Consider the following 15751-nt stretch of genomic DNA (forward strand, 5'->3'; position numbering starts at 1 on the left):
CGATGCTGTAGATCTTGAAATTCTAATCGGTTTGATTAGCCTCTCGGTCTTTGCACCAGAGGAACTCCAGGATGAAGCAAGTTATTCGGCTGATGGCCGCAACAGCGATTGCGCTGACGTCCATGATCGCTGTGACGACGGCCGCCCCGATGACGACGGCCAACGACGCGGTTCGCAACGTCAAACCGAACCGGACCGTGCCTGCGGAATTCCACAAGCGTCTCGTCCGCCTCGTCACCAATGAGGCGCCTGGCACGATCATCGTCGATACCAACAACAAGTTCCTCTATCTCGTCGAGGGCAACAACCGCGCCACGCGCTACGGCATCGGCGTCGGTCGTGACGGCTTCGGCTGGTCGGGGATCGTCACGGTCGGCCGCAAGGCGGAATGGCCGGTCTGGACGCCACCGGCGGAAATGCGCGTGCGCGAAGCCCGGGAAGGCCATCCGCTGCCGGCCTCCGTGCCAGGCGGCGAAGCCAACCCGCTCGGCGCCCGCGCCATGTATCTCTACCAGAACGGCCACGACACGATTTTCCGCATCCACGGCACCAACCAGCCCTGGACCATCGGCCTCAACCTTTCGTCGGGTTGCATCCGCATGATGAACGCCGATGTCGCCGATCTCTACGACCACGTGCCCGTCGGCACCAAGGTCATCGTCGTCGGCCCCGGCAACAAGCAGGGCGAAGTCAGCTACAAGGACCACGGCATGGACGTGCTCCGCACCCTCTTCGGCGGCTTCGGCGGCTGATTGTCGGACGGATTCGAGAGAGCCGGGCATTCGTGTCCGGCCCTCTCGCAATGGTCATTTTCCAAACCATACCTGGCTTCCGCCAATCCCCTCGCTTGGCACTCTCGATTTAATCGACCATGAGATCGTAGATTAGTTCACGGATCCACTGGTGGCCGGGGTGCGCATGGGTTCGATCGTGCCACACCAACTCCACCGTAAATCGTTCAGATAGCCATGGGACGTCGATCATGGTCAGGTGGGGGAGCTGACGCTGCAGCAAGCGGCGCGGCACGAGCGCGACAAGGTCGCTGGCAGCGACGATCTCCGGGACGACAAGGAAAGACGCTGCCGAGGCGACTATCTTGCGTTGACGACCAAATGTCCCCAGCATTGCATCAACAGGGCTTGTGAATGCGCCGCCGGACGGCGAGACGATCAGTTGCTCCAGCTCGGCAAACCCTTCGGCGGAAAGGCTGTTCTCCAGATGCGGATGGCCTTCTCGACCTATGAGAACGTAGGTTTCCTCGAACAGATGCCGCGTGCGCAGGTGTGGATGGCTGCCATCGGGCGTGGCGATCGCCAGATCGACATTGCCATCCGAAAGCTGCTGGTCCAGTCTCGGCGGGTTTAGCCGATGCACGGCGATCCGTACGCCTGGGGCCTTCTCGCGCAACGCCAATATGAGGGGAAGGACGACCGCCGCCTCGACATAGTCGGTGCATGCAATTGAAACAACGAGGTCGGCACTCGTGGGTGCGAAGCTCTTGTGACTATCAAGAGTGCTGCGCAGCTGTTCCAGCGCCGCGCGCAATGGCTCCAGCAATTCGAACGCCTTCGCAGTCGGGATCATTCCGCGGTGTCCCGGAACGAGCAATGGATCATCGAAGACATCGCGGAGGCGGTTCAGCTGCGCGCTGAGCGCTGGCTGACTTAAGTTCAGCCGTCTTGCAGCCTTCGTGACATTTCGCTCGATGATCAAAGCTTCCAGGCTGACGAGCAGGTTGAGATCCATACGCTTGATATCCATCAGATGGATTGTAACCCAGAATTAAATCGATTTCACAAATACCATGCCGCCTGCCATCCCATGGGCTTCTATTGACGCCAAATGCATGGGAGATCTGCATGCCATCGAACAGCAAACCTATCGTCGCAATCGCAGGAAGTCTGAGCAAACAGGGCCGTAGCGTGGCCCACTCGCTGCTAAAAAGCGGGCGCTATCATGTGCGCGCCCTCACCGGCAACGTCGGTTCTCCCGAGGCGCTTGCCTTGGCGGCACAAGGGGCTGAGCTTTTCGCAGTCCCACTCGCGCAAGGCCGCAAAATGGATTTCGTCAACGCGTTCAGGGGCGCTCACGGGGCATTCCTCATGACCCCGGGCGTGGCGCCGCCAGCAACATACGAGTTCGACATCGGCAAGGACCTGGCGGATGCCGCCGTCGAGGCCGGCGTCCAGCATGTGGTCTTCAGCACTTTGGAGAATGTCGACCAAATCACGGGCGGCATCAAGTTTGCGCCACACTTCACCGACAAAAGCAGGGTCGAAGGCTATATCCGTGGGTTGCCGATCCTGAGTTCGTTTATCGAGCTTGCGTTCTTTTACACAAATCTCCTGGAATATTACGCGCCCCGCATGGATGGCGACACGCTGGTATTTCCTATCTATTTGCCCGAGCACTTCAAGGCACCTTTTGTCGACCCGTTAACTGCGACGGGACCGGCAGTCCTTGAGATATTCGATCATCCCGGCACTTATTCCGGCCTGACGCTGCCGGTGATTGGCGACGTCATCTCGCCGGCAGAGATGATCGAGGCTTTTACTCGCGTCACCGGTCAAAAGGCGGTTTACGCCTCGGCTTACCGAACCGAAGAGTTGCTTCGATACTTCCCGCATTTTGCCGAAAGCCCAGAACTTGTGCGCGAGATCATCGGCATGGCCGAATTTGCGGTGGAGTACGGCTACTTCCGAGGCGATCGCGACCTTGAATGGAGCCGGCGGATCAATCCGGACTGCCTTGGCTGGGAGCAGTTCGTCAGGACCACGGGCTGGGACGGTCACAAAAAGACCTTCGGCTTGGAGCCTCCGACGAACGGTGGCGGCGAGTAACGTCGCAAACTCTAGCAATCCGAACCTGAGTTTTGCGACCGAATTCTCCGTCGCAAAACCAGCAATCTTGGCGAACAAGGTCAGCAAATGGCCACTCTACCACCTGTTGTAATAGCCATGTCATGAAATCCCGACATCAATGGATGACTGAATCATCCGGGGGTTCTTCATGCGCCGTGCCAATCGACTTCGCCAGTCGGCCTTTGCTGCCGTGGCGTTCTTTACGGTTCTTACCGTTGCCGACCACGCTTTTGCCGACATGATGTTTTCGGCCTATGGCGGGGTGCAGGGAGCGACCGGCAGCAATGTCACCACGTCAGACGGCGTCGATTTCGATCCGAACTGGTCCGGCAAATCCTTCAGCAACCCGCCTTATTACGGCGTTCGCGGAACATGGTGGCTGGACGAACTGAACCAGCCGAACTGGGGCGTGTCGCTCGACTACACCCACGCCAAGGTCTATGGCGACCTCGGCAACACACCGGGCTGGTCGCACTTCGAGTTCACGGACGGGCTCAATCTGCTGACGGCCAACGCGCTCTATCGTTTTCAGGACCCCTCCCGCAGATGGACGCCCTATGTGGGTGCCGGCGCGGGCATCAACGTACCGCACGTGGAAGTCACGCGTCCCTCCGGTCGGACATTCGGTTATGAATTCGGCGGACTTGCGCTACAGGCGCAGGCAGGCGTGAGCTACGATATCAGCAAGCACTGGGCGACGTTCGTCGAATACAAAGGCAATTACTCCTTTGTCGACAACGTTTCCATCGACAGTGGCGACACGTTGAAGACGCGCGTCTTCACCAATGCCATCAACTTCGGCGTTTCGTTCAAGTTCTAGAGCGGCGAGTTTGGCGGCCCGTCACTTGGCGTTGCAGGTGAGCCGGCCGTTCAGCTTGGCCGGCTTGGCACCGTCCGGCGTCGAGATTGTCAGGACATAGCTGCCCGGCATCGGGGTTCCATCTTCCTTGCCTGATGCGACGATGACAAGCTCGGCACTGGCCGCGTTGTCGCCATTGCCGTTAAAGGCTGCGACAGCAAGCCGCACTTCGCCAGCATAGGCCCAATACTGCGTCAACTGTGTGGATTCGAGCGGCAGCTTGCGGAAGTCTTCTGGAATGAGAGGGGACTTGCCGACCATGAGGCCACGGAAATGATTGAGCTTGTGGCCCGCACCGTCTGAAAAGCCGCTGTCTATGCTGAACTTGATGGAGGCGTCGTCGGCTGCGCAGTAGAAACGGTCGGCGGCCAAAGCAGGCACCGCAACCGCGCAGATGCCGATAGAAAGCAGTAGTCGACGCCACATGTCGGCAATCCCCGTTGCACTGAAATACGCTCCGCATTCCACGTCCGGAGCAGAGACATTGAGACACTAAGGGAAACTCTTTAATTTTTGCAATATCGTAAAAGTGAAGCTATAGAGGCCCCCGGACGATTGAGAGTTACCGCGTCCATCTTACGTCTGGTGTCACCGACCCTCCTCCATCGGCTATCTCGCGTCTCGTCGTCACAGGGACGAACGGCGGCGCATTCTGACGATGGAGACGCGGATTTGCTGATAATCAACCTTGGAAGCCGGGCCCAAACCGCTTTTTCATAGGTTCTAGCCCAGGTTGATGTAGAATAAACTTGTTTAATGATTCCTCGCGAAAATTACTAAGGTGAACCGCCCGTTGACTCTCCTAGCCCGACTCGCCACCGATATGCATCTGATGTTGCGCCGCCCGCCGCGGCAGCAGTACGCAGCCCTGTGCTATCGCTTTAAAAAGAAGACAGGCGAGTTGGAAATGTTGCTGATGACCAGCCGCGATACCGGTCGCTGGGTCATTCCCAAGGGCTGGCCGATGTCAGGCAAGCTGTCGCATGAAGTGGCCGCCCGCGAGGCTTACGAGGAGGCCGGCGTGCGCGGAAAAGTGGAAGCCACATCTCTCGGCTTCTTCACCTACCCCAAGGTCATGAAGGACGGCCTGACCGTGCCGTGCAAAGTGCAGGTCTATGCCCTTGCCGTCACCGAACTTGCCAAGAATTTCAAGGAAAAGGGCGAACGCACGCTCGAATGGGTTTCCTGCAACGAAGCCGTCAGGCGCGTCCGTGAACCGGAACTGCGCGATCTCATCCTCGCCTTCCAGCAGCGGATGGGACTTACCGGCCAGGCCGAAGACACCGACCGCAGTTCCACGTCGTGACCTCACAGCATTGCGCCTCAACGTCGAGGAAAAAGCATGTCTGAGCGGCCGGCCGGATTGATAAAGCCAACTCTCGACAAGGATCTCGACAAGCTCACCTATGTCGAGGACGCCGCCGATCACGTGGTAAAGCCGCTGATCGCGCCCGGCTATGCGCTGATATTCCTCGGCGTTGCCATGCTGTTTGCCGGCATCTACGTGTTCGACAGACCCGGCGCGACGCTGGTCATTGCCGGCGTGGCGCTGGCTGGCTACATGGCGCTCAACATCGGCGCGAAGGATGTGGCCAATACGGTGGGCGCTGCCGTCGGTGCGCGCGCCATCGGCATGCGGCAGGCGTTGGTGATGGCAGCGGTCGTCGAGGTGCTGGGCGCCACCATCGCCGGCGGGCCTGTGGTGCGGACCATATCCTCGGAGATCATCGACACCTCGCGGATCGCCCAGAGCGGCCTGCTCGCCTGGGTGATGATCTCGGCGCTCACTGCCGCCGCCGTCTGGATCAATCTGGCAACCTGGCTGAAGGCGCCTGTTTCCACCACGCATGCCATCGTCGGGGCGGTCATCGGTGCGGGGATTGCCGGCGTCGGTGTGGATACCATCCACTGGCGCACGGTCATCGCCATCTCGGTCACCTGGATGTTGACGCCGATGATCGCCGGGGCGATTGCCGCAGGCTTTCTGTACCTGATCAAGACCTTCATCATCTACCGCGACGACAAGATAAGTGCGGCCCGCTACTGGATTCCGATCCTGACGGGGACGATGGCAGGCACCTTTGCCTCCTACCTCGTCATGGTGCTGACGCGCGCCGCGCCCTATTCCCCGGCAACGGTTCTGACGATCGGCATCACCGTCGGCCTGCTGGTGTGGCTGATGGCGCGACCGCTGGTGGCGCGCCAGTCAGTCGGCCTCGAGAACAAGAACAGCGCCTTGCGCGGCCTGTTTCGGCTGCCGTTGATTTGCTCGGCGGCGCTGCTGTCCTTTGCCCATGGCGCCAACGATATCGCCAACACCGTCGGTCCACTGAGCGCGATCGTGCGCTCTGCGGGGACCTTACCCGCCGGTCCAGCGCCGTTCTGGGTCGTCCTGATCGGCGGCTGCGGCATTGCCGTCGGCATCCTGCTGTTCGGGCCCCGGTTGATCCGGCTGGTCGGCGAGCAGATCACCAAGCTCAACCCGATGCGTGGCTATTGCGTCGCTCTTTCGGCGGCGCTGACCGTTATCGTCACTTCCTGGTTCGGAATGCCGGTCAGCTCGACCCATGTCGCAATCGGCGCGGTCTTCGGCGTCGGATTCTTCCGTGAATGGTACACCCGCAACTCGAAACGGCGGATGGCCTATATGCGGATGAAGGCGGAGCACTGGGATATCGAGGAACAGGAAGTCTACAATCCGGACGAGATCAGCCGCCGACGGCTGGTACGCCGGTCGCATTTCCTGACGATCATCGGCGCGTGGATCGTGACGGTGCCGGCGGCAGCCCTGCTTGCGGCCGGGGTTTATTCGGTTATGTTCGCGCTCTTCGTCTAACAGCCAGGGTTTTCATGCGCGCCAATTTTCGTATGCAGCGATTGTTCGTCGCCGCCGATATCTCAGAGGGCCAACCCGTCGAGGTCGGCGTAGAGCAATTCAACTATCTGGCCAACGTGCTGCGGCTCGAAGCGGATGCGGAGATTTTGATCTTCAACGGCCGCGACGGGGAATGGCAGGCCAAGCTCGCCTTTCCGACCCGCAAGCGCCTGCTGCTGATCCCGCATTTGCAGACCCGCCCGCAGCCCGCACCTTCGGATCTGCACTATCTCTTCGCGCCGCTGAAAGTCGGCCGTCTCGACTATCTGGTCCAGAAGGCCGTGGAAATGGGCGCAGGCATTCTGCAGCCGGTGATGACACAGCATGTGCAGGGCAAGATCGGCAGCATCGACCGGCTGCGCGCCAACGCCGTCGAGGCAGCCGAGCAATGCGGCATCCTGGCGATCCCCGAGGTAGCCGAGCCCGTGAAGCTCAACGATCTGCTCGATCGCTGGCCGAGCGAGCGCCGGATCATCTATTGCGATGAGGGCGATGCAGGACAGAACCCGCTGCCGCTGCTGCGGTCCATAAAGGAGACAAAGCTGGCACTCCTGGTCGGGCCGGAGGGCGGGTTTTCTGAGGACGAACGCGCTCGGTTGCGATCCCTGGATTTCGTGACCGCCATTCCGCTCGGGCCCCGCATTCTCAGGGCCGACACCGCAGCGGTGGCTGCGATGGCGGTGATACAGGCAGCGATCGGCGATTGGCAATAAATACTAAAGGCACTGTACAAATTTGGGCGAGATCGTATTTTTTTGAACAAGCCTTGAAACAAATTCACTTGCACCGTAACTGAGTCCAGCCCTATCAGCCATTCTTTATGTCTGTCTTCCGCACAGGCACCGTTCCGAGATCAAGGTAGCTTCATGGCCCGCGACACGACCGACCAGACCCCGATCGCATCGGTGTCGGAACTGACCGAATATCTCGACGCCGGCAGCAAGCCGAAGGACAGCTTTCGCATCGGCACCGAGCACGAGAAGTTCGCCTTTTTCCGCGCCGACAACAGCCCGGTTCCCTATTTCGGCGATGCCAGCATCTCGGCCCTTCTGAAAGGCATGCGCGAAAAGCTCGGTTGGGACGAGATCATCGATGCCGGCCATGTCATCGGCTTGGCCGAACCATCGGGCATGGGTGCGATATCGATCGAACCCGGTGGCCAGTTCGAGCTGTCCGGGGCGCCGGTCGAGACAATCCACCAGACCTGCAAGGAATCCAACCAGCACCTCGCAACCGTACGCGAAGTTGCCGAGCCGATGGGTATCCGCTTTCTCGGCGTCGGTGGTAGCCCGAAATGGACGCTGGCCGAAACGCCGCGCATGCCGAAATCGCGCTATGACATCATGACCCGCTACATGCCGAAAGTCGGCAGCAAGGGTCTGGACATGATGTACCGCACCTGCACCATCCAGGTGAACCTCGACTTTTCCTCGGAGGCCGACATGCGCCAGAAGATGCGCGTATCGATGAAGCTGCAGTCGCTGGCGACCGCGCTGTTTGCCGCCTCGCCGTTTACCGAAGGCAAGCCCAACGGCCTTTCCTCCTGGCGAGGCGATATCTGGCGCGATACGGACAACAACCGTTCCGGCTTGCTGCCGTTCACCTTTGGCGACGATTTCCGCTTCGAGCATTATGTCGAATGGGCGCTCGACGTGCCGATGTACTTCATCGTTCGTGACGGCAGCTACCACGACTGTACCCACGTGACGTTTCGCCAGTTCATGAACGGGGCGCTGAAGGGCGAGATTGCATCGTGGGAGCCGACCATGGGCGACTGGACCAACCACCTCTCTACCCTGTTTCCCGATGTGCGGCTGAAGCGATTCCTGGAAATGCGCGGTGCGGATGGTGGCCCCTGGCGCCGGATCTGTGCCCTGCCGGCCTTCTGGGTCGGCCTGCTCTATGACGATGCTGCCCTGTCGGCGGCTGACGAGCTGACCAAGGGCTGGGGCTTCGACGAGGTCGAGACGCTGCGCAACGCGGTGCCTGTGCAGGGCCTGACTGCAAGCTTTGGCGGTCGCTCGCTGCTCGACATCGCCCATGACGTGGTTTCGATCTCGCGCGCAGGCCTAAAATCCCGTGCCCGTCTCAACAGCGAAGGCCAGGACGAAAGCCTGTTCCTCGCGCCTCTCGAAGAAGTGCTGGCCAATAAGGCGACCCTCTCCGACGACATGCTGACGCGCTACAACGGTCGTTGGAACCAGTCTGTGGAGCCGGTGTTCGACGAATACCAGTATTAGAGTATTCGGCACGCGCGGGGCCGGCACAAAAAAACCCGGTGTCGGCTAGGCCGGACACCGGGCAAGAGGCAGGGCAATTGGCTATCACCCTGCGGGGAAACTTGAATTCTCAGCCGCGAAAATCATCGCTGCCGAAGCTGCGCGCACGGCGCCGGGCGGATTGCGTCAGGTGCAACGACGGGTCTTCGAAGAACGAGGAACCCATGAGGGCCCTGTTCAGCTCGCCCCTGGTCAATCCGATGTCACGCAGCTGGTTGTCGTCGAGATCCTGCAGCCGATTGATTTCGGTGCGATGACGAAACACGCGGCCTGCAGAGATCAGCATGGCAAAGACATAGGTCACGCGGGCTGCAAGCGGCAGGGTGCGTGTGGCGGTCTTCATTGGCAGTCTCAGTTCCGTCGTGCTCATTTGACTATCCTTCCCAAGGCACGCAAAAACCACCCTCCTCATGGGGGGATCCGGGAGATCAGGTGGTGTTGATCGGGCGCGAACGACGACGCTGCCGTTCGATTGCGATGCAATTTGCAGTTGGAAGATGCCAAATGGCTATTGATCAGTCCAACGAATGTTTCTAATGCTTGTCATCAACTCTTTTCATAGGTGAGACGATGGCAGCGCCGCTCGACATCGACCAGTTGCAGACCTTTATCGCCATTGTAGACACAGGCAGCTTCACCAAGGCGGCCGATCGGATCTTCAAGACCCAGTCTGCGGTCTCCATGCAGATGCGCCGGCTCGAGGAGCGGGTTGGCAAGCAGCTGTTCATCAAGGACGGTCGCGGCAACCGGCTGACGGCCGAGGGCGAAAAGCTGCTCGACTATGCGCGGCGCATCATCCGCCTCAACAACGAGGCGATTGCGGCCTTCGACGATAACCGGCTGGAAGGCACGCTGCGCATCGGCACGCCCGACGATTACGCCGACCGCTATATGCCGGAGATCATCGGCCGCTTTGCCAAGACCCATCCGAATGTCGAGCTTTACATCGTCTGCGAGCCGTCGGTCGACCTCGCCGAGAAGATGGCGCGCGGCGAACTCGACATCGCGCTCGTCACCCACAATCCGCGCGAACGTGTGTCCGACGTGGTCAGGACCGAGCCGCTCTGCTGGGTGAGTTCGGCCAACCATCCGCTGCGTGACGACGCACCGGTGCCGCTGGCGCTGGGCAGGCGGGATTGCCCGTGGCGGCAGGTCAGCTGTTCGTCGCTCGATGCTGTCGGCCGCGAATATCAGGTGCTGTTCACGAGCTGGTCGTGCACCGTCATTGCATCTGCAGTGCTGGCGGGCCTTGCGGTGTCGGTGATGCCGGAATCGGCGCTGCGCAACGGCATGAAGGTTCTCAGCCACGCAGATGGCTTTCCAGCACTGCCGCCGGTGCAGATCGGCATCATGAAGCGGCCGGGTGTCTCCGCATCGCTGATGAACGCCATCACCGCGCATATCTCGGCCTGCCTGGATAACATCACGCCGGCCGCCACGGGCGAAGAGAGTGAAGCCGACAGCAAGGGCCTCAACCGCTACCTGCCGCGCTCCAAGGCCGCCCTGGTGCTTCCGAGCTGGTAATCGCCCATCTGGCAGGGTCCGCCTGAAACAGAAATCGGGGCAAAAGCCCCGATTTCCAAACTCTGTTTTCGCAGCAAAAAGCCCTACTCTGCGGCGGCGCTGATCGTATCGGCTTCGTAGCCGTGCGCGTTCTTGAGCGCGATACGGACACCGGCCTCGTATTCCGGATGCACCAGCTTGAAATGGGCCAGCTGACGCTCGACGATCTCGCCCATGGCAGCGGCGATGTTCGACGGCGAGAACGCGGCGTCTCGATCTCGGAGAAGTAGTTTTCCGGATTGCGGTTCAGTTCGATCACGCCGATTTCGATCGGCGGACACTCCGAGGGTGGCCAGACTTTCGTCAGGTCGAACGGATTGTAGAATGTCTTTTTTGCATCCATTTCCGGCATGGCTCAGATGCGTATTGAACCCTCCTGCAGGTTCGGTCGCATCTTGTCCCATTGACTTTCGATAATTTCCAATCTTATTAAATGTAACTTCGATCAGGAATTCCTATCATGTTGACGTTACGCCAGATGCGCTATTTCGAAGCCCTTGCCACTACCCGCCATTTCGGCCGGGCCGCCGATCTCGTCCACATCAGCCAGCCGGCACTTTCCGCGCAGATCATGGAGATGGAGAATTATCTCGGTGCCAAGCTGGTGGAGCGCACGCGCGGCAGCACAATCCTGACGCGCAAGGGGGAGGAGGTGCTAACCCATGTCCACACCATCTTGCATGAGGTCGATCGGCTCGAGCGGTCGGTGCGGCGAGAGGGCGGCGTGCTCGACGGGCTGATCCGCATCGGCATCATTCCGACCGTCGCACCTTACCTGGTGCCGCAGTTCGTGCCCTACCTGCGCCGCGCCTATCCTAACGTCGAGATCGAACTGAAGGAGGCGGTGACCAGCCGGCTGCTGGCGGATCTCGCCGAAGGAAGGCTGGATGCCGTCATTGCGGCGCTGCCGCTCGAGGGCGACGGCATTCGCACCCGATCGCTTTTCACCGACCGGTTCTTCATGGCGATGGCCGAGAACGGCGATGATGTGCTGATGTCGCCGCTCACCGAAAACGAAGTGGATGTCGACCGCCTGCTGCTGCTGGAAGAGGGCCATTGCCTGCGCGAACAGGCGCTTTCCGTCTGCGGCGCCGGCAAGCGCAGCCTTATCAATTTCGGGGCGACGTCGATGACGACGCTGCTGCAGATGGTGTCGCACGACATGGGAATGACGCTGATCCCCGAAATGGCCGTCGCCACCGAGACCGGCCGTACCAGCATCCGCATCGTCCCCTTCGCGGAGCCTCAGCCGTCACGCGAGATCGGGCTGGCGTGGCGGCGCAACAACCAGAGCGACATCGACATGCAGGCGCTGGCAGACGCCGTCATTGCGGCAAGCCCAGCACCGGTGGCCGGCTGATTAGGAAAAGGCGAGCCATACCGCCAGCCATACCCAGAGGCCGACGAGCGCCAGAAAGCTCAAGGCAAACAGGGGGCTGCGATAGCGCAGGTTGTTACTGGTGACATGCACATAGGCGTGGCCATAGCGCATCGCCACGAAGAACCAGGCAAGCGCGACCGCCGGAAGATTGTCGGCCTGGGTCATGAACAGGACGATGGAGACGACGTAGAACAGCACCGGTAATTCGAACTGGTTGGCGATGGCATTGCGCACCACCAGGCTTTCGGCTGGCTCGTCGCGATTTTCTCGGAATTGCTCCATCTTGGCCCTGCCGCTCTTCATGGCAGCAGAGCGGCGCAGGCTGAGCAGGCCGTAGAGGATAAACACCAGAACGGTCTGCGCCACCAAGGGCCAAAACATTTCATAGCCGGTCATGCAGCGACTCCAAGAACTGCGGGAACATGACGCTGCTCTAGTCGAAAAAACACGCGCCTGCCAGCGCCTGCAACGGGTATCCGCCGATCACTTTGCGGCAGCTTTCGGATTGCCCACGAGCCCAGCAACTGGCCTATCAATCCGGTTCGGGCTGGCGGCTGAGGACGGCGAAGCGGATAAGCAGTATGACGGCCACAACCAGCGTCAGGAACTTAAGTCGCCCGAGCACGGGCATGACCGCGGAGGCAAATGCCAGCGATTGCTCCGAGGGGACGGCTGGTGGAAAGGTCAGGAGGGCGAGGATCGTCTCACCGCAGCCGACCAGTCCGTAGAGGATGGGCAGGCAGAACAGCAGGAAGACGCCGGCCGGAGGAATCGGTCTGCCGAAAAAAATGCCGCCGGGTTTAACGCGCTTCAGCAGCAGGAAAAGCAGGGCTGAGGACGCCATCGCGAACACCAGCGCCGGCCCGGTATCCAGTCCTTGCTGGATGGCCGCCGCATCGGGGTGGGTGCGCAGAAATTCCGCCATGTCACGGACGTCGGCGGCCTCGTAGCCCGCTATGCGGATCGCGAGGACATCTCGACCCGCAGCGGCAGCCCGGAATGGCAGCACGAAACCCATATAAATCCAGGCTGCCAGCGCTACGCAAAGCGCCGCCAGGCCCGAGATCCACCGTTTCAGAGGCCCGCCGTCCGGCTGCATCAATCAGAGACCGCCGCCAGGATAGTTCGGGCTTTCGCGGGTGATCGTCACGTCGTGGGTGTGGCTTTCGCGCAGGCCAGCGCCGGAGATGCGCACGAAGGTCGCCTTCTGCTGGAAATCGGCGATGTCCTTGCCGCCGACATAGCCCATGGCCGCCTTCAGGCCGCCGCCGAGCTGGTGAAGGACGCCCGAGACCGGGCCCTTGTAGGGCACCTGGCCCTCGATGCCCTCGGGCACCAGCTTCAGGGTGTCGCGAACCTCCGCCTGGAAGTAGCGGTCTGCCGAGCCGCGCGCCATGGCGCCGACGGAACCCATGCCGCGATAGGCCTTGAAGGAGCGGCCCTGGTAAAGATAGACCTCGCCCGGGCTCTCATCAGTGCCGGCCAGCAGCGAGCCGATCATCACGGCTGACGCACCGGAGGCGATGGCCTTGGCCAGATCGCCCGAGAACTTGATGCCGCCATCGGCGATGATCGGGATATTCTGGGCCTGTGCTGCCTCGACGGCCGACATGATGGCTGCCAGCTGCGGCACGCCGACGCCGGCAACGATGCGGGTGGTGCAGATCGAGCCCGGGCCAATCCCGACCTTGACGGCATCGGCACCGGCATCGATCAGGGCACGCGTTCCGTCATAGGTGGCAACGTTGCCGGCCATGACACGCACCGAATTCGACAGCCGCTTGACGCGGGTGACGGCATCCAGGACGCGCTGCGAATGGCCGTGGGCGGTATCGACGACCAGCAGGTCGACGCCGGCCTCGATAAGCCGTTCGGCACGCTCGAAACCGTCGTCGCCGACGTTGATGGCAGCGGCGGCGCGCAGGCGGCCCTGGCTGTCCTTGGAGGCATTCGGGTTGAGCTGCGACTTCTCGATGTCCTTGACGGTGATCAGGCCGACGCAGCGGCCTTCGGCGTCAACGACCAGCAGCTTTTCAATGCGGTGCGAGTGGAGAAGACGCTTGGCTTCCTGCTGATCGACGTTTTCCTTCACCGTGATGAGGTTCTCACGGGTCATCAGCTCGTAGATTTTCTGGTTCGGATCGGAGGCGAAGCGGACGTCGCGGTTGGTAAGGATGCCGACCAGGCGACCGGGCTTCTCGGTGTCGCTGCCAGGGCTCTCGACGACAGGGATGCCGGAAATGTGGTAGTGCTTCATCAGTCCGAGCGCATCGGCAAGCGTGGCGTCGGGACCGATGGTCACCGGGTTGACGACCATGCCGCTTTCGAACTTCTTCACCTGGCGGACCTGCTCGGCCTGAGCCGCGGGGGTCAGGTTGCGGTGAATGACGCCGATGCCGCCGGCCTGGGCCATGGCGATGGCGAGGCGACCTTCCGTGACGGTGTCCATCGCCGCCGAGATGATCGGCAGGTTCAGTTCGATATCCTGGGCGATGCGGGTCGAGACATTGGTCTGGCCGGGCATCACTTCGGAATGTCCGGGCTGCAGAAGCACGTCGTCAAAGGTCAGGGCTTCGAGCCCAGTTGCTGTTTCAATGATGCGGGCCATGCCAATTCCTCGTCTTTAAGAAAATGCGGAGCACCCCCGGAATGATTATCCGCCCCGGCGGTGATGCAAGAATTGATTAAGAAGTTGGCGAGGGCTGGTACCACGTCCGCGGACCGATGGAAATAGCAAAACGCAGTCGCGCGGTTGCAACGCAGCTATGCAAGAGACGGCGAGAGGCCACGACGACCGGAGCCGATGGCACCGGTCGTAGTTTCATGGATGATGTATGCGTGGGCATTGGGGCCTTGCCCTGTCGGCTGCCGTCAGAAGTCGAATTGATAGCTTTTCGGCACGAAGCGGAAGCCGGTGTCGATTTTCTCGACGAAACCGACCGCCGGGAACGGCATGTGGTAGCCAAGGAACGGGATGCGGTCCTTGGCAATCAGATCGAAGATACGCCGGCGTGTCTGGGCGGCCTGCACCTTGTCCAGATCGAAACGGACCTCCCAGTCCGGCTGCTGCAGCGACAGGACATAGTGGTTGGCGGTATCTGCCGTCAGCACGATCTGCTCGCCCTCGGACTCGACGTGGAAGACCATGTGGCCGGGCGTATGGCCGGGCGCCAGCATGGCTGTCATGCCGGGCACCACCGTATCTCCGTCGTTGACGAAGGTGATCTTCTCCGCCAGCGGCACGACGTTGGCGAGCACGCTTTTCTGGTTGCCTTCAGCAGGAGTTCCCTGCCGAGCCTCATCGGTCCAGAAGTCATATTCGATGCGACCGGCTGTGTAGCTGGCATTCGCGAAGGCCGGCTTTCCGTCCTCCATCAAGCCTGCGATGTGGTCACCGTGCAGGTGGGTGAGCAGGACGCGGGTGATGCTCTCCGGTGCATAGCCGGCCGCCTTCATGCCGGCCGCCAGGCGACCGCCGCCCTTTTCGCGCATCGCCGCGCCAAAGCCGGTATCGACGAGGATCACGTCCTTGCCGTTTTCGATGATGACCGGCGAATAGCTGTTGACGAAGCGGTCGGTCGGCAGAAAGTTGTCTGCCAGCAGTGCCTGCACCGTCTCGGGCCTCTGATTGACGCCGAAGGTTTCCCAGGGTCTATCCAGAATGCTGACGCCGTCCTTGATGACCGTGAATTTCAGCGCACCCAGTTTGAACTGGTTGATTTCCGGCAGCGGTAAAACAGTCATACAGTCTTGCTCCTACAGTGCGGCAATGCCGCCAACAATGCGCGCGAACTCTCCAACCGAAGATCGGATGCGTGCCCGCGCGGCTCGGTGCGATTAGCATTTTCATGCTGATGGCACATGTCAAAACTAGACAGGCAGCGAGGTTGGCAAGCGATTTCACGAAGACGTGATCCCGATGGCGACAGCAGG

General features: G+C 60.9%; 16 protein-coding genes and 1 pseudogene. 9 read left to right on the top strand and 8 right to left on the bottom strand.

Features of this window, described 5'->3' with window-relative positions:
- Window positions 1-71: 71 nt before the first annotated feature.
- Entirely contained in the window at window positions 72-752 is a 681-nt protein-coding gene (locus tag J5278_RS15805; RefSeq protein WP_209182908.1) for a L,D-transpeptidase, read from the top strand.
- A gap of 109 nt (window positions 753-861) precedes the next feature.
- On the opposite strand, the gene J5278_RS15810 is transcribed toward J5278_RS15805, so the two are convergent.
- Window positions 862-1746, bottom strand: a complete 885-nt coding sequence (locus tag J5278_RS15810) for a LysR family transcriptional regulator (protein ID WP_247748969.1) — start codon at window positions 1744-1746, stop codon at window positions 862-864.
- Window positions 1747-1859: 113 nt separating this feature from the next.
- Here J5278_RS15810 and J5278_RS15815 point away from each other — a divergent pair, with 113 nt between their 5' ends.
- Entirely contained in the window at window positions 1860-2840 is a 981-nt protein-coding gene (locus tag J5278_RS15815; protein ID WP_209182907.1) for an NmrA/HSCARG family protein, read from the top strand.
- Window positions 2841-3009: 169 nt separating this feature from the next.
- Window positions 3010-3681, top strand: a complete 672-nt coding sequence (locus J5278_RS15820) for an outer membrane protein (protein ID WP_209182906.1) — start codon at window positions 3010-3012, stop codon at window positions 3679-3681.
- A 21-nt stretch (window positions 3682-3702) separates the two neighbouring features.
- On the opposite strand, the gene J5278_RS15825 is transcribed toward J5278_RS15820, so the two are convergent.
- Window positions 3703-4146, bottom strand: coding sequence for a hypothetical protein (locus J5278_RS15825; RefSeq protein ID WP_209182905.1), 444 nt, complete (start codon window positions 4144-4146; stop codon window positions 3703-3705).
- A 367-nt stretch (window positions 4147-4513) separates the two neighbouring features.
- Between J5278_RS15825 and J5278_RS15830 the strand changes: the two genes are divergently transcribed.
- The 4 genes from J5278_RS15830 to J5278_RS15845 all read left to right on the top strand — a co-directional run bounded on the left by J5278_RS15830 (window position 4514) and on the right by J5278_RS15845 (window position 8835).
- Window positions 4514-5026: an NUDIX hydrolase gene (locus tag J5278_RS15830; protein ID WP_202617129.1), complete on the top strand. Its 513-nt coding sequence runs from the start codon at window positions 4514-4516 to the stop codon at window positions 5024-5026.
- A gap of 36 nt (window positions 5027-5062) precedes the next feature.
- Window positions 5063-6556 (top strand): inorganic phosphate transporter, encoded by a 1494-nt coding sequence (locus J5278_RS15835; protein ID WP_209182904.1) that lies wholly within the window; start codon window positions 5063-5065, stop codon window positions 6554-6556.
- 14 nt (window positions 6557-6570) lie between these two features.
- Window positions 6571-7308: a 16S rRNA (uracil(1498)-N(3))-methyltransferase gene (locus J5278_RS15840; RefSeq protein ID WP_209182903.1), complete on the top strand. Its 738-nt coding sequence runs from the start codon at window positions 6571-6573 to the stop codon at window positions 7306-7308.
- Window positions 7309-7461: 153 nt separating this feature from the next.
- Window positions 7462-8835 (top strand): glutamate--cysteine ligase, encoded by a 1374-nt coding sequence (locus tag J5278_RS15845; RefSeq protein WP_111217527.1) that lies wholly within the window; start codon window positions 7462-7464, stop codon window positions 8833-8835.
- A 109-nt stretch (window positions 8836-8944) separates the two neighbouring features.
- Here the strand turns inward: J5278_RS15845 and J5278_RS15850 are convergent, their stop codons facing one another.
- Window positions 8945-9244 (bottom strand): DUF1127 domain-containing protein, encoded by a 300-nt coding sequence (locus J5278_RS15850; RefSeq protein WP_142824082.1) that lies wholly within the window; start codon window positions 9242-9244, stop codon window positions 8945-8947.
- 200 nt (window positions 9245-9444) lie between these two features.
- On the opposite strand from J5278_RS15850, the gene J5278_RS15855 reads away from it, so the two are divergent.
- Window positions 9445-10398, top strand: a complete 954-nt coding sequence (locus J5278_RS15855) for a LysR substrate-binding domain-containing protein (protein ID WP_111217523.1) — start codon at window positions 9445-9447, stop codon at window positions 10396-10398.
- A gap of 83 nt (window positions 10399-10481) precedes the next feature.
- On the opposite strand, the pseudogene J5278_RS15860 reads toward J5278_RS15855, so the two are convergent.
- Window positions 10482-10789: pseudogene (locus J5278_RS15860) on the bottom strand (catalase); the annotation flags it as partial.
- A gap of 108 nt (window positions 10790-10897) precedes the next feature.
- Between J5278_RS15860 and J5278_RS15865 the strand changes: the two are divergent.
- Window positions 10898-11797, top strand: coding sequence for a hydrogen peroxide-inducible genes activator (locus J5278_RS15865; protein ID WP_209182901.1), 900 nt, complete (start codon window positions 10898-10900; stop codon window positions 11795-11797).
- On the opposite strand, the gene J5278_RS15870 is transcribed toward J5278_RS15865, so the two are convergent.
- The 4 genes from J5278_RS15870 to J5278_RS15885 all read right to left on the bottom strand — a co-directional run bounded on the left by J5278_RS15870 (window position 11798) and on the right by J5278_RS15885 (window position 15562).
- Entirely contained in the window at window positions 11798-12214 is a 417-nt protein-coding gene (locus J5278_RS15870; RefSeq protein ID WP_209182900.1) for an MAPEG family protein, read from the bottom strand. It lies immediately after the preceding gene.
- 136 nt (window positions 12215-12350) lie between these two features.
- Complete coding sequence (locus tag J5278_RS15875; protein WP_209182926.1) at window positions 12351-12917, bottom strand: hypothetical protein; 567 nt, start codon at window positions 12915-12917, stop codon at window positions 12351-12353.
- A gap of 3 nt (window positions 12918-12920) precedes the next feature.
- On the bottom strand, window positions 12921-14426 hold the full coding sequence (guaB, locus tag J5278_RS15880; RefSeq protein ID WP_209182899.1) for an IMP dehydrogenase: 1506 nt from the start codon (window positions 14424-14426) through the stop codon (window positions 12921-12923).
- 263 nt (window positions 14427-14689) lie between these two features.
- Window positions 14690-15562 (bottom strand): MBL fold metallo-hydrolase, encoded by an 873-nt coding sequence (locus J5278_RS15885; protein WP_209182898.1) that lies wholly within the window; start codon window positions 15560-15562, stop codon window positions 14690-14692.
- Window positions 15563-15751: the final 189 nt, after the last annotated feature.

This window comes from Rhizobium sp. B21/90, assembly GCF_019355815.1.
Taxonomy (GTDB): domain Bacteria; phylum Pseudomonadota; class Alphaproteobacteria; order Rhizobiales; family Rhizobiaceae; genus Rhizobium; species Rhizobium rhododendri.